The organism is Anaeromassilibacillus sp. An172 (genome assembly GCF_002160515.1).
Lineage (GTDB): Bacteria > Bacillota > Clostridia > Oscillospirales > Acutalibacteraceae > Limousia > Limousia pullorum.
This window is the reverse complement of sequence record NZ_NFKS01000005.1, coordinates 86,501-108,336: the sequence shown is the minus strand read 5'-3', so window position 1 is coordinate 108,336 and position 21,836 is coordinate 86,501. Positions and strand designations below refer to the sequence as shown.

Genomic DNA, 21,836 nt, shown 5'->3' with positions numbered 1-21,836 from the left:
AGAACTAATTTTCGATAATGTCAATAGGTATTTTATGGAATTGAAAAATTTTTTATATTGAGGCGGAATTTTCTTTGTGATATAATTTAATTGCTTGATAATACAGAAGAAAGGCGGATTGAAATGAAGTTTGTTCATCTTTCCGATTTACATATAGGAAAAAAGGTTAACGAATTTAATATGGCGGAAGACCAGAAATATATATTGAAGGAAATACTTAAAATTATAAATGAAGAACATTGTCAGGGAGTTTTTATCTCCGGCGATGTTTACGATAAGACAATTCCTTCCGGTGAGGCTGTGGGAATATTCGACGATTTTCTCACAGAACTTTCAAATACAAGAGTTAAGGTTTTTATAATAAGCGGTAACCACGATTCGGCAGAGCGACTGGAGTTTGGCTCAAGAATAGTCAAGGACAGGGATATCTATATAGCATCGGTTTTTAAAGGTGCGCCGGAAAAAGTAACCCTTAAAGAAAAGGATGAAACAGTTAATATATTTATGCTTCCTTTTGTAAAGCCCTCTACGGTAAGGCCTTTTTTTGAGGATAAGACAATAGAAACCTACAACGACTGTGTGAAGCTTGCATTGGAAAAGGCTGAAACAAAAGAAGATGAAATAAATATACTGCTTGCCCATCAGTTTGTCACAGGCGCATTAAAAAGTGACTCTGAGGAGGTATCAGTTGGCGGTATTGATAATGTAAACGCTGACGTGTTTGAAGGCTTTGATTATGTGGCATTGGGACATATACACAGACCTCAAAATATTTCCACGGAAACATTGCGTTACTGCGGAACACCTTTAAAATATTCCTTTTCAGAGGCCAGCCACAAAAAGTCAGTAACTATTGTGGAAACAGGAAAGAAAGGCGAAATTTCAATAAAAACCCGTGAGCTTAAACCTCTCCGTGATATGAAAATAATAGAGGGAAGCTACATGGATGTGACAGACAGGGAATTTTATAAAGGACTTAATCTCGACGATTACTATAAAATAATTTTGACAGACGAAAAAGATATTCCTGATGCTATAAATAAGCTCAGAGCTGTATATAAAAATATTATGATCCTTGATTACAAAAACACAAGGACGATGAATAACAACGGTGTGGACGCAGTACAGCCGGTTGAGGATAAATCTCCGTTTGAAATGTTTGAAGAGCTTTATAAGCTTCAAAATAATATTTCTATGGATGATGAAGAAAAAAGTTTTATAAAAAATATTATGGAAGAAGTTTGGGAGGAAGAGCTGTGAAACCTTTAAAACTTACAATAAGCGCATTCGGTCCATATCCCAATAAAGTTGTTGTGGATTTTACAAAGCTGGGAAGCAGTGGACTTTATCTCATAACCGGAAACACCGGAGCGGGAAAAACAACTATCTTTGACGCAATAACCTTTGCGCTTTTCGGAGAACCAAGCGGAGATAACAGAAAATCAGATATGCTGAGAAGCAAGTATGCCGATGAAAACGTGAAAACATATGTTGAGCTGGAGTTTTCCTATAAGGATAAAATTTACACGGTAAAAAGAAATCCTGAGTACAAAAGGAAAAAGCTCAAGGGCGACGGATTTACAAAGGAAACAGCCGACGCAGAGCTTACATTTTCAGACGGAAGAACAACGGTCACAAAAATAAAAGAGGTAAACGAAGCCATAAAGGAGATAACAGGTCTTGACAGGGGTAAGTTTACCAGAATAGTCATGATTGCCCAGGGGGATTTTTTAAAGCTGCTTTTTGCTGATACGGAGGAGCGAAGCAAAATTTTCCGTGATATTTTCAGAACAGAGCCATACAGAAAATTGCAGGAGCGCCTGAAAGAGAATGTTTCAGAGAGTAAAAGGGACTGTGAGGACACTCAGAAAAATATTCTCAGATTTGTTGAAAGCGGTCAGTATTACGGAGAAAACAAAGAAAGATTTGAAGAAATAAGAAAATCTAAAAACGCCGTATATTCTAATGAAGTTCTTGAATTTTTTAAAAGTCAGATGGATGCTGACGAAATATTTTTAAAGGAGTCGGAAGAAAAAATTTCAAGTACGGAAAAAGAGCTTGAAAAGATAAACCAAAACTTAGGACAGGCAGAGCTTTACAAAAAAACACAGGAGCAGATAAATCTGACAAAAAGAGAAATAGAAAGCTTTGAAATGAAAGTTCAAAAGTCAGAAGCTGAGTTAAAAGATGCGGAAAGCAAGCTTCCTTTGTCAGAAACACTGACTGAAAATATACGAGAAGAAAAAGAAAAGCTTCCCCTATATAAGGAACTGGACGAACTGGAAAGCAAAAGAAAAAAATCCGCAGAAAGAGCGGATTTTATAGAGAAAAATTATCAAAACGCAGAAAAGTCGGAAAGAACTTTTTCTGAAAAGCTTAAAGAAGCAAAGGACATCTGTGAAAAATTAGGAGATGCGGAGGTTCAGGTTGAAAAGCTGAAAAACAAAAAATCCGATCTTATGCAGAGAAAAGGTCAGACGGATGAAATTATTTCCCTTATGCCAAATGTAAGAAAGTTGAATGAGGATTACAAAAGGTTAGCAGTAAAATACGAAAAAGAAAAAACAGATTACGAAACTAAAAAAGCTGTATATGAACAGCAGGAAAGAAACTTTTTTGATGAGCAGGCAGGCTTTTTGGCGAAAAATTTAAAAGATAATTGCCCATGTCCTGTTTGCGGTTCACTTTCACATCCAAACCCTGCTAAGGTTTCAAAGGAAACAGTTTCAAGAGAACAGCTTGAAAAAGAAAAAAGTCAAGTTGAAAAATATAGAAACACTGTTTTGGATACACTTACGTTGTTGAATCAGGCAAAATCCACTTTTGAAATAGCAAGGGATAACATTTACAGTAAAATGGAAGAGTTTACCGGAGAAAAGGACAGAAAAAAGGCTGTTGAAATTATAAATTCAGAAAGCGAAAAATTGTCCGAAGAAATTAAATCCCTTGACCTGCAAATAAAGAAAGAGGAACAAAACGGAAGAATAAAGGAGAAAGCTCAAAAAGATATACCGATTTTTGAAAGCTCTTTGAATAAGGCAATAGAGGAAAAGCACAGAAGTGAAATTGAACTGGCAAGAATAAATGAAGAGATAAAAAATCTTGAAAAGGAATTAAAGGAGAAAAAAGAAAAGCTTACCTTTAAAAGCGAAAATGACGCAAAGCTTCATATAGAGAAGCTGCAAAAACAAAAGGATGATATAACATCTGCACACGAGAAAGCTTTTAAAGAATATCAGGAATTTAAAAATAAACTGGATGAGAAAAAAGCATCTCATTCAACGCTTAAAAATCAGCTTGAAAATATGGCAAGCTTTGACTTTGCGGAGCTTAACAGTAAAAAATCAGAGCTGTTGAAAGAAAAAGAGGAGCTTCAAAAACATCAGAAAGAATACAATCTACGTCTTTCTTCCAATAAAACTGCGGTTGATAACATAAAAAAATATACCGTGGAACTGGAAAAATCCGAGAAAAAATATCAGATGGTAAAGCTTTTGTCCGATACAGCTTCCGGCAATCTTTCCGGCAAGGACAGAATATCTATAGAAACTTTTATCCAAATGACTTATTTTGACAGGGTAATAAACAGAGCAAATGTAAGGCTTATGAGAATGAGTTACGGACAATATGAGCTTGTGAGAAGAACGGAAAGCGACAAGGGAAGAGCCCAAAGCGGCTTGGAGCTTGACGTTATAGACCACTATAACGGAACAAAGAGAAGCGTAAAATCTCTTTCAGGCGGTGAAGCCTTTAAAGCTTCTTTGTCACTTGCTTTGGGTATGTCCGACGAGATACAGTCGTCCTCCGGAGGTATTCAGGTTGACTCCATGTTTATAGACGAGGGTTTCGGTTCTCTGGACGATGAATCTTTAAATCAGGCTATAGGTGTTTTGCAGGAGCTTACCGCAGGAAATAAGCCGGTGGGAATAATTTCCCATGTGTCGGAGCTTAAAGAGAGAATAGACAGACAAATTGTAGTTACCAAGCAGAAAAATTACGGAAGTAAGGTCGAAATAAAAATTTGATGTAAAAGGCGGCGTGGTTTGCGCCGTCTTTTGTTTTAACCAACGGTTAATTTTTGAAGGGTTATATTTATAACGGTTCAATTGAAGGAGGAAAATGCTTTTGTTATAATAGGATTAAAGAAGGTGATAACATGAAAATCAACCATACAATAAAGGAAAAGAGAATAGAGAGAGGATATACCCAAGAACAGCTTGCGTCAATTTTGGGTGTGACTGCGCCCGCCGTCAATAAGTGGGAGAAAGGCAGTTCATTTCCGGATATAACCTTGCTGCCTGTTTTGGCAAGAGCCTTGAAAACGGATTTAAACACACTTTTGTCTTTTAAAAATGACCTTACGAGGGAAGAACTCGCCATGTTTTTAAATGAGCTTTCAAAAATTGCAATTTATGAGAGCACAGAAAAAGCTTTTGAAGCGGCAAAAGAAAAGATAAGTGAATATCCAGAAAGCGACGAGTTGATTTTGTATTGCGCCATAATAATAGAAAATTCCGCTATTATGGAGAAGGGAAGAAATATTCAAAGCGATTACGATGAAGCCGAGGTTTTTTCATGGTACGAGAAAGCCTGTCAAAGCGGCGATACAAATATAAAATCCATGGCTCAGTCCTCTGTTGTCAATAAATTTATTGAAAAAGAAGAGTACGAAAAAGCCGAAAAAATCATAGATGAAATCCCGGATAAACTTCCTGTAGATAAGAAACAGCTAAAAATAAATCTTGCTTTGAAAAAAGGCGAATATGAAAAAGCAGCCTTACTTTTGGAAGAAAAGCTGCTTTTATCTGTTACGGAAATATTATCTGATATGACTGCACTTATGCAGACCACTGTGAAAATCGGAAACGTTGAAGATGCAAAGTATATTTCAGAGGTTTCTGCAAAGGCCGCAGAATTATTCGATATGCAGAAATACAATATCTATATACCGAAATTTTTATATCTGTGTTCAGTGGGGGAAAACAGTGATGAATTGAAAAAGGTGCTTTCAATGCTTATGGACTCCACAGAGGAAAAATGGAAAGGGAATAAATCCCCTCTTTACCGTTTTGTAAAAACAAAGGACCACAAGGATTTGGAGAAAATATTGAAAAGAACTCTTTTTTATGAGATTGAAAATAACGATTCTATAAAGTTTTTGCGTGAAACGGAAATTTATAAGAAACTAAAAGCTGATATTAGTTTTCCTCAAGCTTCCAGCCAAAGTCATTGTGATAAATCATAAGCTTTGTCATTCCGCCGTCTATGCAGATATTTTCTCCTGTTATAAATGAAGCTTTATCGGAACAAAGGAAAAGCACCATGTTTGCTATGTCCAGAGGATTTCCTACACGGCCTGCCGGGTGCTGAAAGGCGTCTGCTCCTGAATATTCGGTAAAGTCAGTGTCAATCCAGCCGGGAGAAATCGAATTAACTCTTACTTTTCCGGAAAGAGATACTGCAAGGGCGTGAGTTAAAGCAGAAATACCGCCCTTTGCCGCTGTATAGCTTTCTGTGTTTCTCTGGCTCATTCTGTCACGTGAGGATGAAATGTTTATTATTGAGCCTCCCTTGTTAAAATCATCCATAAAAAGCTTTGAAAGCATATACGGAGCGGAAACACCTATTCTAAGAGCATAATTGAAATCTTCCCAGGAGCAGTCAAAAATTCCGCCCATAGATTTCATTGCGTTGTTTACAAGGAAATCTATATGTCCGTAATCGGAAATAACCTTGTCATGAAATTTTACGAGTGTTTCCTCTTCGGCTATATCTCCTGTAAAATATTCATTTTCTATTTTGTCGATTATGCAGACATGAGCGCCTGCCTTTTTAAATTCATCGGCTATTGCTTTTCCGATTCCCTGTGCGCCGCCTGTTACAACGGCTACTTTGTTTTTAAACATTGTGGTCACCTCATATTTTTTGTTTATTGAAATTCTTTCCGGTTTATTTTATAATTATATACAAATAAAATAAAGGGGAGTTTTTAATGAGTACATATACAGCTGTAAAAACATGGTTCAGCCCTACAGGAGGCACAAAAAAAGCTGTGGATATTTTCTGCGACGGTCTTGGTTTGCCTGTTAAAGAAATAGATTTTACGGTTATGGGAAACAGAGAAAAAACAGAGGAATTTACCCATAAGGAACTTTTTATAGCCTCAGTTCCTGTTTATGCCGGCAGAATACCTCCTATTGAAAATCTTTATAAAAACGTAAAGGGAAACAATACTCCTTGTATTATTGTGGCATGTTACGGGAACAGACACTACGATGATACTATAGCTCAGCTTAAAAATATATTAGATGAAAGAGGTTTCATCTGTATAGGAGCTATTGCCTGCATAATTCCTCACATTTATTCTGACAAACTTGGAAAGGGCAGACCTAACGATAAGGACGAAGAGATAATAAAGGCTTTTGCAGAAAAAATAAACGGAAAGCTTGAAAGCGGAGAACTTTCAGAAATTTCTGTTCCGGGAAATCCAATGCCTGAGCCTAAGCCTGTTAAAATGATAAAGACATGGATAGAGGGACTTTGTAATTTCTGCGGTTTGTGTGCAGAAAGCTGTCCTGTGGGAGCTATCAACAGAGAAACAATGTTCATAGACAACAACGTCTGCATAAACTGTATGCGCTGTTCAAAAGTCTGTCCAAGAGAAGCCAGAAGCTTTGAGGCTGAACACATAAAACTTAAATTGGAGCAGAACTTCTTAAAACCAAGGGAGATAGAGTGCTTCCTTTGATTTTAAATCACAATAAATCTTTTCCGTAGATTTCCGTGTAACAAAGCTTGCCGGAAATTCTTGAGGACTGCATAAGGGAAATTCTTGAAACATTCATGGTAAGGTGTGGGGGAGTAATAAAGATTTTTTCTTTTGAAACCACCTGTCTTGCTATGGTTATATGTGGCTTGAATTTCCTTTTTTCTATGTTAAAGCCGGAGGCAATAAGCTCTTTTTGAATATTTTCTGCGGCTGTGATGAGAGATATATTTTCCTTAATTCCTACCCACCAAAGGTCAGAAAATTTACCGATTTTTTCAGTTGTAATTTTAAAGCTTTTAAAATTTTGAAAAGCTCGGTCAACGGCATTTTTAGCACCCTGAATATTCTTAGTTTCTCCTATAAAAGCCAGTGTTAAATGCAGGTTCTCATCCAAGGTGAAATTACCGAAAACACTTTGATTTCTCAGTTCTTCACGTATGTTTATTAGTCCGTCTTTAAAGTTTTTGTCAAAATTTATTGCAATAAATAATCTCATCGCCTATTTACTCCCTGAAAAAAAGTGATATAATGTAGTTGTGATATATTCTATCATAGGCGTGAGTATATTACAACGAAATTTTTCATCATAATAAAAGTCGGAGGTGCTTTACTTTGGAACTTTGTAAAGGATTGGCTCATGTAGCAATAGCTGTTGAAAATTTGGAAAACAGTATAAAGTGGTATGAAAAAATAGGCGGAAAGTGTCATAACCGTGGAGAACTGAAAACAGATATCGGAGTTAAGAAATTGGCTTTGGTGAATTTGTTCGGCGTTGATTTTGAACTCATAGAAAACGAAGTTCCGGAAAAACTTCCATCAGGAGCGATAACTCACGTGGCAATTACGGTTGTGGATTTGCCTAAGGTTATTGAATACCTCAAAGAAAAAGGCGTTGACAGCTTTATGACTGAGGAAATTGTAAATATGCCTGAGCTTTTCGGCGGCCTTAGAAACATATTTATAAAAGGTCCTGACGGAGAGGAAATCGAATTTATTGAGATGGGAAATTTCTGATAAATTTCGACGGATAAAACGGAGGAAAGAAAAAATATGAAGAAAGCAGCCCTTATTTTAGCTTTTGTATGCATGTTTATTTTTTCAGGATGTTCACAAGGCGAATATATGCCGGAAGTGAAGAATAGAACCAATGTTTTTGAAATTTACGACTGCGGCAGCAAAAAGCTTGTAAAGGAATTAAATGTTAACAGCGATGCTGACCAGCTTTTGATTCTTGACAGTATTATAAACAATGCAGACAACAGTAAGGACTATACAGAAGAACTAAGTGAGGTTGAACCGGAGTATGTTTTGATAAACTGCGGTGAAACCGACGAAACAACCATATATGTAAAAATAAGATTTTCTGAGGGAAAAGTATACAGAGAGATTTACAGTGACAACGAAAGTTCATCAGTCCTTAATCAGGGAATACTTGACTGTATAACAGTTACGGAAGAGGATTTTAGAAGTATTTTGGCATAATAAAAAAGGTAACGGGACAAGCGTCTTCGTTACCTTTTTGTTTTGTGTTGATATTTAAAAAATCAGTCCTGGTTTAAAGCTGCTTTAAGAGCTTTTGAGAACTGGTCAGGACATGAAGTTGACTTCATTCCGCAGGTTATGCCCTCAAGTCTGTTTATAGCTTCTTCAACTTCCATTCCCTCAACAAGGGCAGAAATTCCTTTAAGGTTGCCGTTGCATCCGCCTGTAAAGCTTACATTTTTAACAACGCCGTCCTCAATTTCAAAATTGATTTTTCTGGAACAAACTCCCTTTGGTGTGTATGCATATTTCATATTTATACTTCCTTCCTTAGTTTTGTATATCTTAAATTGTGAATTTAATTACTTTCTTTTCTCGGCAAGCGCTAAAATCTTTTCGACTTCTCTGTCTGTTGTAAAACAACTGCCGAGAGGTCTTGGGGTCATAGAGTGAAATCCGTGGAAATCGGAACCGCCGGTTTTGATAAGATTGTATCTATCCGCAAGGGAAGAGAGATAATCAAAATCACCCTCTTTATTTCTCGGGTGCATAACCTCTATGCCGTCTATCATGTTTTCCTTGCACAGATTTTCCAAAAGCTCATAGCTGTTGTAAACACCGGGGTGAGCCATAACCGCCACACCTTTACAGCTTCTTACTGTGTCAATAGCTGTGCGCACATCCGGATATTCCACAGGAAATAAAGCCTTCGGGTTTTCTCCTCTGAAATAATAGTTGAAAAGCTCGCCGAATATTTTTGTTTCATAACCCAATTCCATAAGTAAAGCTATGATACTCTGCTTAAAAACGCTTTTATATTTACCACGTTTTTCTCTGAGTATTTCATAATCAATAGGGTAGTCTTTTGATATTACCTCTATGGATTTTTCTATAGATTTTTCACGGCTTTGATTTGTAGTTTCAAAAAGCTCATTTAAAGGGTTTTCATCCTGGGGAAGATAGCAAAGAATGTGAACACGTCTTCTTGTAAGAGGGTCACGTGTTGAAATTTCACAGGCTTTGAGAAGTCTGATGTTTTCACGGTCAGCGATTTTCTGAGCTTCAGGGTACTGGGCAAAAGTATCGTGGTCGCTTACAGCGATTGTTGAAAGCTTCAGTTTTACCGCTGTGGTAATAATTGTTTCAATATCGGTAGAACCGTCGGAATACAAACTGTGACAGTGTAAATCTCCGTTCATTTTTACATCTCCCGTTAATAATGAAAAGGTTATAAAACTTTAGATATGAAAAAAGCACCGAACGCAATGTTCAGTGCTTATGGAGCGGATGACGAGGCTCGAACTCGCTACCTCCACCTTGGCAAGGTGGCGCTCTACCGGATGAGCTACATCCGCATCCCTCAGTGCTCGTTTATTATATAACAGTAATCCTCATTTGTCAACACTTTTTTCAAAAAAAATTTAATTTTTTTCAGAGGCAGATTTTTTGACTTTTAGACAGTGAAATACACCTTAAAAATTTTAGTGGCGGAGAAACTGCACTTGTGGTATAATTAAAGTTATAGAGTGAATGAAAAGAAGTTTTACAAATTTATTGAATGGAGGGTATTATATTATGTCTTTTAATTTGAATTTAGGCTGTTGGTCATCGGTTTTTGCCGTGCCTACACGAATTGTTGATAATGATATTAAACTTGCAAGCTCTTATCACTTGAAAGTTTTGCTTTATATTCTCAGAAACTCAGACCATGCCATGACTTATGAGTCAATCGGTTCAGCTCTCGATATGCATCCGGGAGATGTAAAGGACTGCATAAACTTTTGGGCAGACCGTGAAGTGATTTCTGTAGATGAAAATATGATTTCTCCTTATCCCGCTAAAAACTCAGAGAGCGTTATATCTTCTGTGGAAAGGGAAGAAACTCCGGAAAAAGAAGAAGAGAGGGAAAAGCTTTATCATCAGGAAGAGTTTGAAGCTGATGATGAAACAGGAGATGATAGCGGATACACATATCAGCCATCACCTGTTATAAAATCTCCAAGACCTTTGACACGTCCTTCAAGACCTGATATAAAGCATGTGGCACGTATGCTTTCCACAGACAGCGAGCTTGCGGCTTTGATGGAAGAGGCTCAGATGATTTTGGGCAAAACTCTGTCCTCAGGGGACGCCGCAACACTGCTTATGCTCAGGGATACTTATGGAGTCCCTGCAGAGGTTCTTATAATGATAATTCAGTACTGCGCCAGTGTTGATAAAGGCAACATGCACGCTGTTGAAAAGGAAGCAATAAACTGGTCCGACGAGGGCATTATTACAATGGAACAGGCTGATGAGAAAATAAAAGACCTTACAGAAAGACGTGAGGCATGGAACAGAGTTTCACGTGTGTTTGGTTTTAAAAATGTGGGTTCTCCTACAAAGAAACAGCTGGAGTTTGCTTCACGCTGGACTGCCGAATGGAAATTCTCCGATGAAATGCTTAGAGAAGCTTACGAGCGCTGTGTGGATGCTAAAGGTATTTACGAGATGAACTATATAAACGGAATTCTAAGCAACTGGCACAAGAATAAGATTTTCAATATGGATGAGCTTAGAAGCGCCGATGCCGCAAGAATGATGTCTGATAAAGGAGATAAAAAGATTTCTGACACAGCTCAGAGCATACACAACAAAAAGCACAGCTACAATATAGAGCGAACCTACGATATAGGGGAGCTGGAAAAAAGAAGTATTCTGGATGAACAGGATTGATTTTAAACTATAGAGAAATGAGGTGCAGGCCTTGGGATACGGTTACAGTGTTCATGTAAAAGCAAAAGAGGTAATGCAGCAGAGAAGAGCTAAGGCTTTGCGTGAAGCCGACTATAGGCTTCAGGAGATTTACAATAAAATTCCAAGAATAGAGGAGATTGACAGGAAGTTAAGCTCTCTGGGTTCAGCCGCCGCAAGAGCTGTTGTAAAGGGCGGAGACGTAAAACAGCATATAGAGGAACTGAAAGTTCAAAGTCTTGGACTTCAGGAGGAAAGAAAAATGCTCCTTGCAAAGCACGGCTACAGCTTTGATTATGATGAACCGAGGTTTATCTGCAATATATGTTCCGATACCGGAATTATTGAAAAAAACGGAATTTCCATCCAGTGCGACTGCATGAAAAAGCTTATGTTTGAGGTTGCCTGCGATGATATAAACAGGATAGCTCCTTTGAAGCTTTCCACCTTTGATAAGTTTGATTATACCTTACAGCCGGACGAAGTGATATCCGGAATAAATCTCAGAGAGAATATGAAAAGGATATATCTTTTTTGCAGAAAATACGCCAGTACTTTCGGAGAGGGAAGCAAAAATCTTTTGATGAAAGGCGGCCCCGGACTTGGAAAAACCCATTTGAGCTTAGCTATTGCAAATGAGGTTCTTCATAAAGGTTTCGGTGTAATTTACGCTTCTGCTCCGTCGCTCATATCAAAGCTTGAAAAGGAACACTTTTCCTACAGATACGACGACCTTTCGGAAACAGAGGATGCGGTTACAAACTGTGATTTGCTTATTATTGATGATTTGGGTTCTGAGTTTTCTAATCAGTTTTCCACAAAAACACTTTACAATATTCTGAATAACAGAATTCTGCTGGGCAAGCCGATTATAATAAGCACCAATTTGAGCTTTGAAAACATTGAGTCGGCTTATTCCACACGTTTTCTTTCAAGAATTGCCGGAAACTGCGGAACTTTGAATTTTGTGGGAAAGGACGTCAGAAACCTTGTCAGAAGATAAGAAAGTAAGCAAAAGAGTTTTATCATTTTTTCTTTGTTTGATTATGGCACTTTTAAGTTTTGTTTTGACTTCCTGCAATAGTGAAGTAAAGACGGAAACAGCGGAGTTTTTTGTATTCGATACTGTTGTGAATATAACGGCTTACGGAGAAAACGCAAAGGAAGCCATAGAAGCGGCAAGAGACGAGCTTTACAGATATGACGCCTTGCTTTCAACAACAAATGAAAACTCAGATATTTATAAGGTTAACAACAACGAATCCCGGGAGGTTTCCGCTGAAACAGCGGAGATAATAGAAAAATCTCTGAAAATATCTGAGCTTACCGAAGGCTCTCTTGATATAACAATTTATCCCGTTGTGGAGCTTTGGGGATTTACCGGCGGAAACTACAGAGTTCCAAGTGAATCAGAGATTGAAGAAGCTTTGAATTTTGTTGGCTTTGATAAGATTTTCCTACAGGATAATAACGTGGTAAAGGACGATCCAAAGGTTCAGATAGACTTGGGAGCCACAGCAAAGGGATATATAGGTGATAAGGTTGCAGAAGCTATAAAAAATGCAGGCTGTAACAGCGCAGTTTTAAGCATAGGCGGAAATGTTGTGACAGTTGGAACTAAGCCTGACGGAAAGGATTTCAATGTGGGAATTACATGGACTGACGGAAAGGAAATATGCGCAACTGTTTCATTAAAGGATATGTCCGCAGTTACATCAGGTACATACCAACGTAACTTTACCGAAAACGGAGTTTTTTACCACCATATAATAGACCCCAAAACAGGATATCCTGCCCAGTCTGATATAGGGTCGGTGACTATTTTTACTTCAAACGGACTTGTTGCTGACGGACTTTCCACAGCATTTTTTGTTATGGGAAGTGAAAAGGCTGTTGAGTTTTATGAAAACGAAAAATATTCAGAACTTGGCACTGACAGCCTTGATTTTATGATTATTAAAAATGACGGTACATGTATTGTTACAGAAAGTATTTACAGTAATATGAAGTTAAATTCTGACTGCATATCAGAGAGCGATGTAACTGTAATTTGAGACATAAAATAACCCGATGTTTCTGTTTAGTTGAAACATCGGGTTTAACTATTCATGGTGTGTTCCGAATTGTTTTATTTCGCCTTTTCTGAGCTTTTTGAAAAAAACTTTTAAAAGGGCGGCACATTCTTCCTGTAAAACTCCGCCTAAAACTTCTGGTTTGTGATTGTAGGGAAGCTCAAACAGGTTTGTAACAGAGCCGCAGGAGCCGTTTTTCTTGTCATAGGCTCCGAATATAACCTTGGGTATTCGTGCATTGATTATTGCCCCAGCGCACATTGGACATGGCTCTAAGGTCACATACATGGTGCATTGCCACAATCTCCATCCGCCTAATTTTTTACATGCGTTGTTTATGGCTTCTATTTCCGCATGACACAGGCAGTTTTTTTCATTTTCACGGTGATTTGTTCCGAAAGAGATTATTTCATCGTCCTTGACTATTATTGCGCCAACGGGGACTTCGCCGTGCTGGGTATATTTTACGGCTGTTTCCAATGCCTTTTTCATATAGAAAATATGTCGGTCTTCAATTTGAATGTTGGACATTTTATCACCTTTTAACTTAGAAAAGAATCACTTACGGAAATCGCCAAAAGAAGTACTGTAAAAGCTATAATTCCGAAGCTTTGGAAAAAGTATCTGTATTTTTCTTTTTCGGTTTGTATAAGACCTGAATAGGGAGTGCTTGTTCTTTTGCTGAACCTGAGAAGCTTTTCGTCATTTTTTGAAAGTCTGTAGACCGAATATATACCTAAAAGCAAAGCCGCCACTACGACTATTCCGTAAATTATTTCGGAATATGTATTTCCTATATATTTAGGAAGAGCGGAAAAAATACATGAGAATAAATTATTTGCAAAGTGTACAATCATAGCGGGAACTATTGAGCCTGTATAGATTGTGACATACCCAAATACAAGACCGCCAACAAATGCAAAGGGCAGCTGAACAAAATTATGATGCATAAGACCGAAAAGCAAAGCGGAGGTGACCACCGCAAAGCTTTCGCCGTATTTTCTTAAAATTCCCAGAAGAACTCCTCTGAATAAAAATTCTTCTGTAAGTGCCGGGATAACCGCAACAGATAAAATGTATACGGAAAGATTAAGCCATGATTTTTCAAAGACTGATGAGGATTGATTAACGGGTATTCCTATTAAATCCATATTTCCTAAAAAGAGATTGGTAAGATAATTGCTAAGCATAAAAAATGCAAAGGAAGCTATAAGAATAAAAGCAAGTCCTTCTTTTTTAGCTCTTGAAAAGGATATTACGGAACTAATCTTCTCTTTGGAAATGGCGCAGCAGAAAAACCCGGCAGGTATAAAAGCAAGTATAGACGCCATTGCACTTACCAGATTTGAAAGTGCAAAGGAGTTTTGAGGGTTTTCAATGCCCACTGCTGTGCCTATAACAATACCGTATGATATGAGATATAGGATAACTATAGAGAGAAGCAGGGAAAATCCTATCTTTGAAAAATTATTTCTTAAAGAGCTTTTTTGCTCGGCTAAGTACATTTTATCAAAGTCATAGGTGTTTTTGTTATTTAAAGTTTTATTTCTTCCTGAAAACATTAAAAGCCTCCTTTTAGAGGTATTTTTACATTTTACTTTATATAGTGAAGTATATCACCCGAAGAGCTTTTTTACAAGATATAGATTAAAGGTTTGTTTTTAAGAAAAATATAATAAAAGTGTTGACAAAAGAGATTTTGTAGGGTATAATACCAAAAGAACAATAAAGCAAGGCAGTTACATGCTTTCACCTGTGGGGTTCCGTCTGCACGGGTCAATATTTTTAACATGATATTTCTGCGGCGTTGAGCCGTGTTTTTGTGTTGAGTTTATTGTGCGGGCGGAGTGTATTCTGTCCGCATTTTCTTATATTGTTACACAACTTTTTAAAGCTTTGGAGGTGCTTACAATTAGCAGTAAGGAAATTCAGATCAACGAAGAAATTACCGAAAAAGAGCTTAGAATAATCGGCTCAGACGGTACTCAGCTTGGTATTATGTCAGCGGCTCAGGCTCTTGAGCTTGCAGCAAAGAGCAATCTCGACCTTGTAAAGATTGCGCCACAGGCAAAACCACCGGTTTGCAAGATAATGGATTACGGTAAATATCGCTTTGAACAGGCAAAGAGAGAAAAGGAAGCAAGAAAAAATCAAAGAGTTATTGATGTTAAGGAAGTAAGACTTTCCTTGAATATAGATACCCATGATTTTAACACTAAGCTTAACAACGCTCTCAAGTTTATCAAAAAGGGCGATAAGGTAAAGGTTTCCATCAGATTCAGAGGAAGAGAGATGGGACATCCGGAAATCGGTCAGGCTACAATGGAGCGTTTTGCAAAGGCCTGCGAAGAAGCGGCTATTGTGGAAAAACCTGCAAAGCTTGAAGGCAGAAACATGCTGATGTTCCTTGCTCCAAAGCCTAACAAGTAATATAAAAAATCAGGGAGGATAAATTTTATGCCTAAGATTAAAACACACAGCGGCGCAAAAAAGCGCTTTAAACTTTCCAAAAACGGTAAGGTTATCCGTGCTCATGCAAATAAGAGCCACATTCTCAACAAGAAGACAAGAAAGCGCAAGAGAGGCCTTCGTCAGACTTGTGTAACTGATAAGACAAATACAGCACAGGTTAAGCGTTTGATTCCTTACAAATAATTCAATCTGAATTTTTTGTAAGCTATTGTATTGATTTTTAATATAACTTTTCGGAGGTAAATATATATGGCACGTATAAAGGGTGCGATGATGACTCGCAAAAGAAGAAAAAAGACATTAAAGCTTGCTAAAGGTTACTGGGGTGCAAAAAGCAAGCACTTTAAAATGGCTAAACAGGCTGTAATGAAGTCAGGCAACTATGCATACATCGGCCGTAAGCATAGAAAGAGAGATTTCAGACGCCTTTGGATTACAAGAATTTCCGCAGCTTGCAAGCTCAACGGCACAAACTATTCAACATTCATGAACGGTCTTAAGAAAGCAAATATCGCTCTTAACCGCAAGATGCTGGCTGAGATTGCAATTTCAGATCCTGCTGCATTTGCAAATCTTGTAGAAAAAGCAAAAAATGCATAATTAAATGTATAAACTGCGTTTGGGAGTTCCTTCCAAACGCTTTTGCATTTCTTTGGGAAAGTGTAGGTATATATGGAGGCAATTATAAATTCTAAGGATAACCGTATGGTGAAATACGCTGCAAAGCTTCAAAAAAGCGCTTCTTTCAGACGTGAGGAAAATCTTTTCCCGGTTGAGGGCGCAAGGCTTTGCGAGGACGCTTTAAATTCAAAGGCGGAGATAAAATACTTTTTTTATTCGGAAACAGCTGATAAAAAATACCATACAATTATAAAAAAAATATCAGAAAAATGCCCCAATACATACAGGGTAAAAGAGAGCGTATTTCCTAAAATGTGCGACACTGTTACCCCTCAGGGAATGCTTTCTTTGGTTTCACCTCTTGACAAAAGCCGTGTATTTGATACAATAAAAAAGTATAACAAGCTGAAGTTTTTGGCACTTGAGTGCGTTCAGGACCCCGGAAACATGGGAACAATCCTTAGAACCGCCGACGCACTGGGAATTGACGGCATAATAATCAGCAGCAATTCCTGTGATGTTTTCAGCCCGAAAGTAATAAGAGGCACTATGGGGGCGGTTTTTAGACTTCCGATTTTTATAACTGATGATATATGCGGATATATAAAAAGGTTTAATGAAAACGGATGCTCCTATGCTACAGTTCCTTTAAACGCCGATAAAGCGGTGACAGAGATTGACTTTAAATCAGGAAATGTGATTGCGGCTATAGGCAACGAGGGAAACGGTCTTACAAAAGAGTGCATTGAGGCTTGTTCATGCAAAATTACAATTCCTATGACGGGAAATGCCGAGTCCCTTAATGCGGGAATAGCGGCAGGCATTGTTATGTGGGAGATGGTCAGGTAATCATGGTTTATAACAACGCTCGTTACTGGATATGGCTTACTTTGGCTTTGGGATATAAAACGCCTAAGGCCTTAAAGGTATGTGAATTTTCCTTTAGTATAGCTGAGTTCTACGAGTGCGGTGAAAACCATTGGAAGCTTTGTCCCGGAATAACTCCTGCTGATATTCAAAAGCTTAAAAGTACCGCCTTGAGCAGTGCGGATAAAATCATAAATAGATGTATGGAACTAAACATCGATATAATAACCTTTGATGATGAAAGATATCCCATGTGTCTTAAGAATATTTATGCGCCTCCCTGCGTTTTGTACGTAAAGGGAGAATTTCCCGATTTAGATAACAGGTTTACTGTTGGGATTGTGGGAACAAGAAATGCTTCAAAATACGGTCTGCGTGTGGCTTATGATGCGGCTTCAAATCTTACAAGAGCCGGTGCTCTGATAATAAGCGGCGGCGCATTGGGAATAGATTCGGCAGGCCATCGTGGGGCGTTGGCGGCAGGCGGCGACACAGTTTGTGTTTTAGGCGCAGGAATTGACGTAAACTACATAAGTCAAAACGCAAAGATGAGGGAGTATATAACAACTCACGGCTGTCTTGTGACGGAGTATCCTCCGGGAACACAGCCGAAGCCCTATCATTTTCCTGCGAGAAACAGAATAATAGCGGCTTTTTCCGACGCTGTTTTGATTGTGGAGGCGGCAAGAAGAAGCGGAGCGCTGATAACCGCCAATCTCGCCCAGGAACAGGGAAAAGAAGTGTTTGCGGTGATGGGAAACATAAATGCGGCATATTCTGAGGGTACAAATGCCCTTATTAAGGATGGAGCATATCCGTACACCCATTACACGGATATTATCGACGCTTTCCCTAATGTTTACATAACACGTAAAAACGACGTGAGAGCCACTGAAACCGCTTTGGAGGCTATTCCGGTAAAGGGAACACTTCCAAAAAATGCGGGCAAAAGCAAAGTGGTGCCGGCTTCCCAAAAGACTGAAAATGTAAATGTAGTGAATAAAGAAAGGGAAGCCAAAAAAGAGGATATTTCCGAAAATACGAGAAATATTCCAAATGAAAAAATTGAAAGTATAAGCAGTGAAGCGAGGCGTGTGTATGACGCCATTAAACAGGGCGAAACAGTATCCACAGATGAACTGTGCATACGGCTCGGTTTATTGCCTTATAAAATTCTGCCTTATATTACAGAACTTGAAATAGAAGGTCTTGTGATAAATACAGGGGCAAGAAACTACAGAAAAGCATAGCAATATGAAATCTGTATAATAGATGTGACAGAAGTAATTTAAAAAGTACGGAGGAATGAAATGTCAAATCTTGTAATAGTGGAGTCACCGGCTAAGGCTAAAACAATACAAAAGTATCTTGGCAATGACTACGAAGTTATCGCATCTATGGGACACGTAAGGGATTTGCCTGCGGCTCGTCTCAGCGTTGATATAAAAAATAATTATGCTCCGAAATATGCGGTGATTAAGGGCAAGGAAAAGCTTGTGGAAGAGCTTAAAAAGGAAGCCGAAAAAAGCGATAAAGTATATCTGGCAACTGACCCTGACCGTGAGGGAGAAGCTATTTCATGGCATCTTGCATATCTTTTAAATCTCGACCTTAACAGCAAAAACAGGGTTGAGTTTACCGAAATCACAAAAACCGGAGTAAGCAACGGAATGGAACACCCAAGGTCTATAAATATCGACCTTGTAAACGCCCAGCAGGCGAGAAGAATTCTTGACAGACTTGTGGGTTATAAGCTAAGTCCCTTTATTTCTCAGAAGATAAGAAGAGGGCTTTCAGCAGGACGTGTTCAGTCTGTTGCGGTTAGAATTATCGTTGACAGAGAAAACGAAATAAGAGAATTTAAGCCTGAGGAATACTGGTCAATAGACGCAAAGTTTATTCCAAAGGGCAGCAGAAGAGTTTTCTCAGCCGCTTTTTACGGCGACGAAAACGGAAAAATGAAGATTGAAAACGAAGAGCAGGCAAAGAAAATCCTTGCAGACTTGGAGGACGCAGAATATGTGGTTTCCAAGGTTAAAAACGGCACAAGGAAAAAATCTCCGGCTCCTCCTTTTATAACATCTACATTGCAGCAGGAGGCTTCCAGAAAGCTCGGTTTCCAGTCAAAGAGAACCATGAAGGTGGCTCAGGAGCTTTACGAAGGCGTTGAGGTAGAGGGAATAGGCGCTATGGGTCTTATAACCTATATGAGAACCGACTCCCTGAGAATTTCAAACGACGCAATTACCGAGGTTTCAAAATACATTTCCGAAACCTACGGAGAAAAATATCTCCCTGCAAAGCCACGTGTATTTAAATCCCGTGCCAATGCTCAGGACGGACACGAAGCTATAAGACCTTCTGTACCCTCATTGACACCTGACAGAGTAAAGAGCAGTCTTACTTTAGATCAGTATAAGCTCTATAAGCTTATCTGGGAAAGATTTACCGCTTGTCAGATGGCCGACTGTATCCAAAAGACTACACAGGCTGACATTTCTGCAAAGAATTATATTTTCAAAGCTTCAGGATATAAGGTTGACTTTGACGGCTTCACTGTTCTCTATGTTGAAAGCAACGACAGCGCAGAGGAAAAGGAAAAAGAGCTTCCGGCACTGGAAAAGGATATGCCTTTAAAGCTTAAAGAGATTGTGCCGAACCAGCATTTTACTCAGCCGCCTGCAAGATATACGGAAGCTTCCCTTATCAAGGCTTTGGAGGAATACGGTATAGGCAGACCGTCCACATATGCGGCTACAATAACCACCATAACAAGCCGTGAGTATGTAAAGCGTGACGGAAAAACACTTATACCTACAGAACTGGGAGAGGTTTCAACTCAGCTTATGAGAGAGCGTTTCCCGAAAATTGTAAACGTGAAGTTTACAGCTCAGATGGAAAAAGAGCTTGATACAGTTGAAAAGGGCGAAACCCAGTGGGTTCAGCTTTTGGACGACTTCTATCAGGATTTCGATAAAACACTTAAAAAGGCAAAAGAGGACATGGAGGGCGTAAAGCTCCACCTTAAAGAGGACGAAACAGACCTTATCTGCGAGTACTGCGGAAGACAGATGGTTGTAAAATTCGGCCGTTACGGTAAGTTTATTGCCTGCCCGGGATATCCGGAGTGCAAAAACATTAAGAAATTCGTTCAGGATATAGGAGTTGCCTGCCCTAAGTGCGGAGGAAAGGTAATTGTGAGAAAAACCAAAAAGGGCAAACCTTTCTACGGCTGTGAAAATTATCCGGAATGTGATTTTGTTTCATGGACTGAGCCTACAAACGAAAAATGTCCGAAATGCGGCAAGACTTTGTACAAGAAAAAGGGAAAGAAACCTACCCTTTACTGTGCTGAGGAAGGCTGCGGATATTCAAGACCTTTTGAATAATAAGATTTTAACAATGCCCTTTGTGGCTGAATGGTTGTGACTTATGCATATAAATGTAATCGGTGCCGGACTTGCCGGCTGTGAAGCGGCTTTCCAGTCCGCACAGAGAGGTTTAAAGGTTTATCTTTATGAGATGAAGCCCCAAAAGAAAACTCCCGCTCATAAAAGTGATACGTTTTCGGAGCTTGTCTGCTCCAACTCATTAAAGGCTGACAGAGTGGAGAGCGCCGCAGGTATGCTCAAAGAGGAAATGCGTGTTATGAATTCCCTTTTGATGGAGTGTGCCGACCAGTGCCGTGTTCCGGCGGGAGGCGCTTTGGCGGTTGACCGTGACAAATTTTCCGCAATGGTGACAGACAGAATAAGAAATCATCCCAACATACAGGTGGTTGAAAAGGAAGTTTTGAACCTTGATGAATTTATACAGGATAAAGACGGAATAACCGTAATAGCTTCAGGCCCTTTGACCTCTGAAAGTCTTTCAAAAAGTATTCAGGAAAAATTCGGCGGCGCACTTTCATTTTTTGATGCGGCGGCTCCCATAGTTTCTGCGGAAAGTATAGACATGGAACACGCCTTTACCGCTTCAAGATACGGAAAGGGCGATGGGGACGACTATATAAACTGTCCAATGAATAAAGAGGAATACGAGAATTTTCACCGTGAGCTTGTAAATGCCGAAAGAGCGCCTCTTCACGACTTTGATGTGAATAATCCTAAGGTGTACGAGGGCTGTATGCCAATAGAGATAATGGCGCAAAGGGGCGAGGACACAATAAGATTCGGCCCTATGAAGCCTGTTGGTTTGAGAGACCCGAAAACAGGACATCGTCCCTGGGCGGTTTTGCAGCTTAGAAAGGAAAATGCTCTTGGCAGTATGTATAACCTTGTGGGATTTCAGACGAATTTGAAATTTCCGGAGCAGAAAAGGGTTTTCGGCTTAATTCCTGCTCTTAAAAATGCTGAGTATTACAGGTATGGCGTGATGCACAGAAATACATTTTTAAACTCTCCGAAAATTTTAAATTCCGATTACAGCGCAAGGGAATACCCAAACCTGTTTTTTGCAGGTCAGATGACCGGAGTTGAGGGCTATATGGAGTCTGCAAGCTCGGGACTTTTGGCGGGAATGAATGCCGCAAGAAGAGCTTTGGGAATGGAAACTCTCACAATGCCGGAAACCTCTATGACCGGCGCACTGAGCAGATATATAAGCTGTCCAGAGGTTGAAAAGTTCCAGCCTATGGGCGCAAACCTTGGAGTGCTTCCTCCTCTTGAAAACCGTCCAAGAGATAAAAAGGAAAGAGCGGCGGCCTATGCCTACAGAGGACTTGAGGATATAGAAAAATTTTTAAGTTTGTCCGGCGAGAATTTTAAGCCGGCAAATATTCAAAAATAAACATGATTAGGGAAAAAGAACATATATAACAG

22 protein-coding genes and 1 tRNA gene are annotated in these 21,836 nt (G+C 39.0%); 16 read left to right on the top strand and 7 right to left on the bottom strand.

Translation table 11 applies throughout. From position 1 onward, the window contains the following. The first annotated feature begins 123 nt into the window (after positions 1-123). The 3 genes from B5F08_RS04075 to B5F08_RS04065 all read left to right on the top strand — a co-directional run bounded on the left by B5F08_RS04075 (position 124) and on the right by B5F08_RS04065 (position 5,245). Entirely contained in the window at positions 124-1,260 is a 1,137-nt protein-coding gene (locus B5F08_RS04075) for an exonuclease SbcCD subunit D (protein ID WP_087376626.1), read from the top strand. Further along, a complete protein-coding gene (locus B5F08_RS04070) occupies positions 1,257-4,025 on the top strand; it encodes an AAA family ATPase (protein ID WP_158096209.1) in 2,769 nt (922 codons plus the stop codon). The genes B5F08_RS04075 and B5F08_RS04070 overlap by 4 nt, the downstream gene beginning before the upstream one ends. A gap of 131 nt (positions 4,026-4,156) precedes the next feature. Continuing rightward, positions 4,157-5,245, top strand: coding sequence for a helix-turn-helix domain-containing protein (locus tag B5F08_RS04065; RefSeq protein ID WP_087376622.1), 1,089 nt, complete (start codon positions 4,157-4,159; stop codon positions 5,243-5,245). Here the strand turns inward: B5F08_RS04065 and B5F08_RS04060 are convergent. Beyond that, positions 5,199-5,906 (bottom strand): SDR family oxidoreductase, encoded by a 708-nt coding sequence (locus B5F08_RS04060; RefSeq protein ID WP_087376620.1) that lies wholly within the window; start codon positions 5,904-5,906, stop codon positions 5,199-5,201. The two genes, B5F08_RS04065 and B5F08_RS04060, sit on opposite strands and share 47 nt — an antisense overlap. An 86-nt stretch (positions 5,907-5,992) precedes the next feature. Here B5F08_RS04060 and B5F08_RS04055 point away from each other — a divergent pair, with 86 nt between their 5' ends. Beyond that, positions 5,993-6,748: a 4Fe-4S binding protein gene (locus B5F08_RS04055; RefSeq protein WP_087376618.1), complete on the top strand. Its 756-nt coding sequence runs from the start codon at positions 5,993-5,995 to the stop codon at positions 6,746-6,748. Positions 6,749-6,755: 7 nt separating this feature from the next. Here B5F08_RS04055 and thpR read toward each other — a convergent pair whose 3' ends face one another. After that, complete coding sequence (gene thpR / locus B5F08_RS04050; protein WP_087376616.1) at positions 6,756-7,265, bottom strand: RNA 2',3'-cyclic phosphodiesterase; 510 nt, start codon at positions 7,263-7,265, stop codon at positions 6,756-6,758. 116 nt (positions 7,266-7,381) lie between these two features. Between thpR and B5F08_RS04045 the strand changes: the two genes are divergently transcribed. Both B5F08_RS04045 and B5F08_RS04040 read left to right on the top strand, forming a co-directional pair. After that, positions 7,382-7,783, top strand: coding sequence for a VOC family protein (locus B5F08_RS04045; RefSeq protein ID WP_158096208.1), 402 nt, complete (start codon positions 7,382-7,384; stop codon positions 7,781-7,783). Between the two features lie 36 nt (positions 7,784-7,819). Further along, positions 7,820-8,251 (top strand): hypothetical protein, encoded by a 432-nt coding sequence (locus B5F08_RS04040; RefSeq protein ID WP_087376613.1) that lies wholly within the window; start codon positions 7,820-7,822, stop codon positions 8,249-8,251. A gap of 62 nt (positions 8,252-8,313) precedes the next feature. Here B5F08_RS04040 and B5F08_RS04035 read toward each other — a convergent pair whose 3' ends face one another. The 3 genes from B5F08_RS04035 to B5F08_RS04025 form a co-directional block, all read right to left on the bottom strand. Beyond that, entirely contained in the window at positions 8,314-8,565 is a 252-nt protein-coding gene (locus tag B5F08_RS04035; protein ID WP_087376611.1) for a TIGR03905 family TSCPD domain-containing protein, read from the bottom strand. Positions 8,566-8,613: 48 nt separating this feature from the next. Then, entirely contained in the window at positions 8,614-9,450 is an 837-nt protein-coding gene (locus B5F08_RS04030) for a PHP domain-containing protein (RefSeq protein ID WP_087376609.1), read from the bottom strand. An 80-nt stretch (positions 9,451-9,530) separates the two neighbouring features. Then, a tRNA-Gly gene (locus B5F08_RS04025) sits at positions 9,531-9,606 on the bottom strand. 220 nt (positions 9,607-9,826) lie between these two features. Between B5F08_RS04025 and B5F08_RS04020 the strand changes: the two genes are divergently transcribed. Genes B5F08_RS04020 through B5F08_RS04010 form a run of 3 tightly spaced genes read left to right on the top strand, consistent with a single transcriptional unit; the run spans position 9,827 to position 13,038 of the window. Then, positions 9,827-10,966 carry a DnaD domain protein gene (locus tag B5F08_RS04020; protein WP_158096207.1) on the top strand — a complete coding sequence of 380 codons (1,140 nt, stop codon included), beginning with the start codon at positions 9,827-9,829 and terminating at the stop codon, positions 10,964-10,966. Positions 10,967-10,997: 31 nt separating this feature from the next. Further along, complete coding sequence (locus tag B5F08_RS04015) at positions 10,998-11,987, top strand: ATP-binding protein (protein WP_087376605.1); 990 nt, start codon at positions 10,998-11,000, stop codon at positions 11,985-11,987. Beyond that, entirely contained in the window at positions 11,974-13,038 is a 1,065-nt protein-coding gene (locus B5F08_RS04010) for an FAD:protein FMN transferase (protein WP_087376603.1), read from the top strand. Before B5F08_RS04015 ends, B5F08_RS04010 begins: the two co-directional genes overlap by 14 nt. Before the next feature lie 48 nt (positions 13,039-13,086). On the opposite strand, the gene tadA is transcribed toward B5F08_RS04010, so the two are convergent. Beyond that, complete coding sequence (tadA, locus tag B5F08_RS04005) at positions 13,087-13,587, bottom strand: tRNA adenosine(34) deaminase TadA (protein WP_087376601.1); 501 nt, start codon at positions 13,585-13,587, stop codon at positions 13,087-13,089. 11 nt (positions 13,588-13,598) lie between these two features. Further along, positions 13,599-14,618: a CPBP family intramembrane glutamic endopeptidase gene (locus tag B5F08_RS04000; RefSeq protein ID WP_087376599.1), complete on the bottom strand. Its 1,020-nt coding sequence runs from the start codon at positions 14,616-14,618 to the stop codon at positions 13,599-13,601. A gap of 340 nt (positions 14,619-14,958) precedes the next feature. On the opposite strand from B5F08_RS04000, the gene infC reads away from it, so the two are divergent. The 7 genes from infC (at position 14,959) to trmFO (ending at position 21,804) form a co-directional block, all read left to right on the top strand. Beyond that, positions 14,959-15,486, top strand: a complete 528-nt coding sequence (gene infC / locus B5F08_RS03995) for a translation initiation factor IF-3 (RefSeq protein ID WP_087376662.1) — start codon at positions 14,959-14,961, stop codon at positions 15,484-15,486. A gap of 27 nt (positions 15,487-15,513) precedes the next feature. Next, entirely contained in the window at positions 15,514-15,711 is a 198-nt protein-coding gene (rpmI, locus tag B5F08_RS03990) for a 50S ribosomal protein L35 (RefSeq protein ID WP_087376597.1), read from the top strand. A gap of 66 nt (positions 15,712-15,777) precedes the next feature. Next, positions 15,778-16,128: a 50S ribosomal protein L20 gene (gene rplT / locus B5F08_RS03985; protein ID WP_087376595.1), complete on the top strand. Its 351-nt coding sequence runs from the start codon at positions 15,778-15,780 to the stop codon at positions 16,126-16,128. A gap of 105 nt (positions 16,129-16,233) precedes the next feature. Further along, complete coding sequence (locus B5F08_RS03980; RefSeq protein WP_242968261.1) at positions 16,234-16,998, top strand: TrmH family RNA methyltransferase; 765 nt, start codon at positions 16,234-16,236, stop codon at positions 16,996-16,998. After that, entirely contained in the window at positions 16,980-18,266 is a 1,287-nt protein-coding gene (gene dprA, locus B5F08_RS03975) for a DNA-processing protein DprA (protein ID WP_143256352.1), read from the top strand. Before B5F08_RS03980 ends, dprA begins: the two co-directional genes overlap by 19 nt. A gap of 60 nt (positions 18,267-18,326) precedes the next feature. Continuing rightward, complete coding sequence (gene topA, locus B5F08_RS03970; RefSeq protein WP_087376589.1) at positions 18,327-20,405, top strand: type I DNA topoisomerase; 2,079 nt, start codon at positions 18,327-18,329, stop codon at positions 20,403-20,405. A gap of 43 nt (positions 20,406-20,448) precedes the next feature. Further along, a complete protein-coding gene (trmFO, locus tag B5F08_RS03965) occupies positions 20,449-21,804 on the top strand; it encodes a methylenetetrahydrofolate--tRNA-(uracil(54)-C(5))-methyltransferase (FADH(2)-oxidizing) TrmFO (RefSeq protein ID WP_087376587.1) in 1,356 nt (451 codons plus the stop codon). Positions 21,805-21,836: the final 32 nt, after the last annotated feature.

Bases quoted from the DNA above. Each gene is read 5' to 3' on its own strand.
- B5F08_RS04075 (WP_087376626.1), top strand. From the start codon at position 124: ATGAAGTTTGTTCATCTTTCCGATTTACATATAGGAAAAAAGGTTAAC.
- B5F08_RS04065 (WP_087376622.1), top strand. From the start codon at position 4,157: ATGAAAATCAACCATACAATAAAGGAAAAGAGAATAGAGAGAGGATAT.
- B5F08_RS04060 (WP_087376620.1), bottom strand. From the start codon at position 5,906: ATGTTTAAAAACAAAGTAGCCGTTGTAACAGGCGGCGCACAGGGAATC.
- B5F08_RS04055 (WP_087376618.1), top strand. From the start codon at position 5,993: ATGAGTACATATACAGCTGTAAAAACATGGTTCAGCCCTACAGGAGGC.
- thpR (WP_087376616.1), bottom strand. From the start codon at position 7,265: ATGAGATTATTTATTGCAATAAATTTTGACAAAAACTTTAAAGACGGA.
- B5F08_RS04040 (WP_087376613.1), top strand. From the start codon at position 7,820: ATGAAGAAAGCAGCCCTTATTTTAGCTTTTGTATGCATGTTTATTTTT.
- B5F08_RS04035 (WP_087376611.1), bottom strand. From the start codon at position 8,565: ATGAAATATGCATACACACCAAAGGGAGTTTGTTCCAGAAAAATCAAT.
- B5F08_RS04030 (WP_087376609.1), bottom strand. From the start codon at position 9,450: ATGAACGGAGATTTACACTGTCACAGTTTGTATTCCGACGGTTCTACC.
- B5F08_RS04020 (WP_158096207.1), top strand. From the start codon at position 9,827: ATGTCTTTTAATTTGAATTTAGGCTGTTGGTCATCGGTTTTTGCCGTG.
- tadA (WP_087376601.1), bottom strand. From the start codon at position 13,587: ATGTCCAACATTCAAATTGAAGACCGACATATTTTCTATATGAAAAAG.
- B5F08_RS04000 (WP_087376599.1), bottom strand. From the start codon at position 14,618: ATGTTTTCAGGAAGAAATAAAACTTTAAATAACAAAAACACCTATGAC.
- rpmI (WP_087376597.1), top strand. From the start codon at position 15,514: ATGCCTAAGATTAAAACACACAGCGGCGCAAAAAAGCGCTTTAAACTT.
- rplT (WP_087376595.1), top strand. From the start codon at position 15,778: ATGGCACGTATAAAGGGTGCGATGATGACTCGCAAAAGAAGAAAAAAG.
- B5F08_RS03980 (WP_242968261.1), top strand. From the start codon at position 16,234: ATGGTGAAATACGCTGCAAAGCTTCAAAAAAGCGCTTCTTTCAGACGT.
- topA (WP_087376589.1), top strand. From the start codon at position 18,327: ATGTCAAATCTTGTAATAGTGGAGTCACCGGCTAAGGCTAAAACAATA.
- trmFO (WP_087376587.1), top strand. From the start codon at position 20,449: ATGCATATAAATGTAATCGGTGCCGGACTTGCCGGCTGTGAAGCGGCT.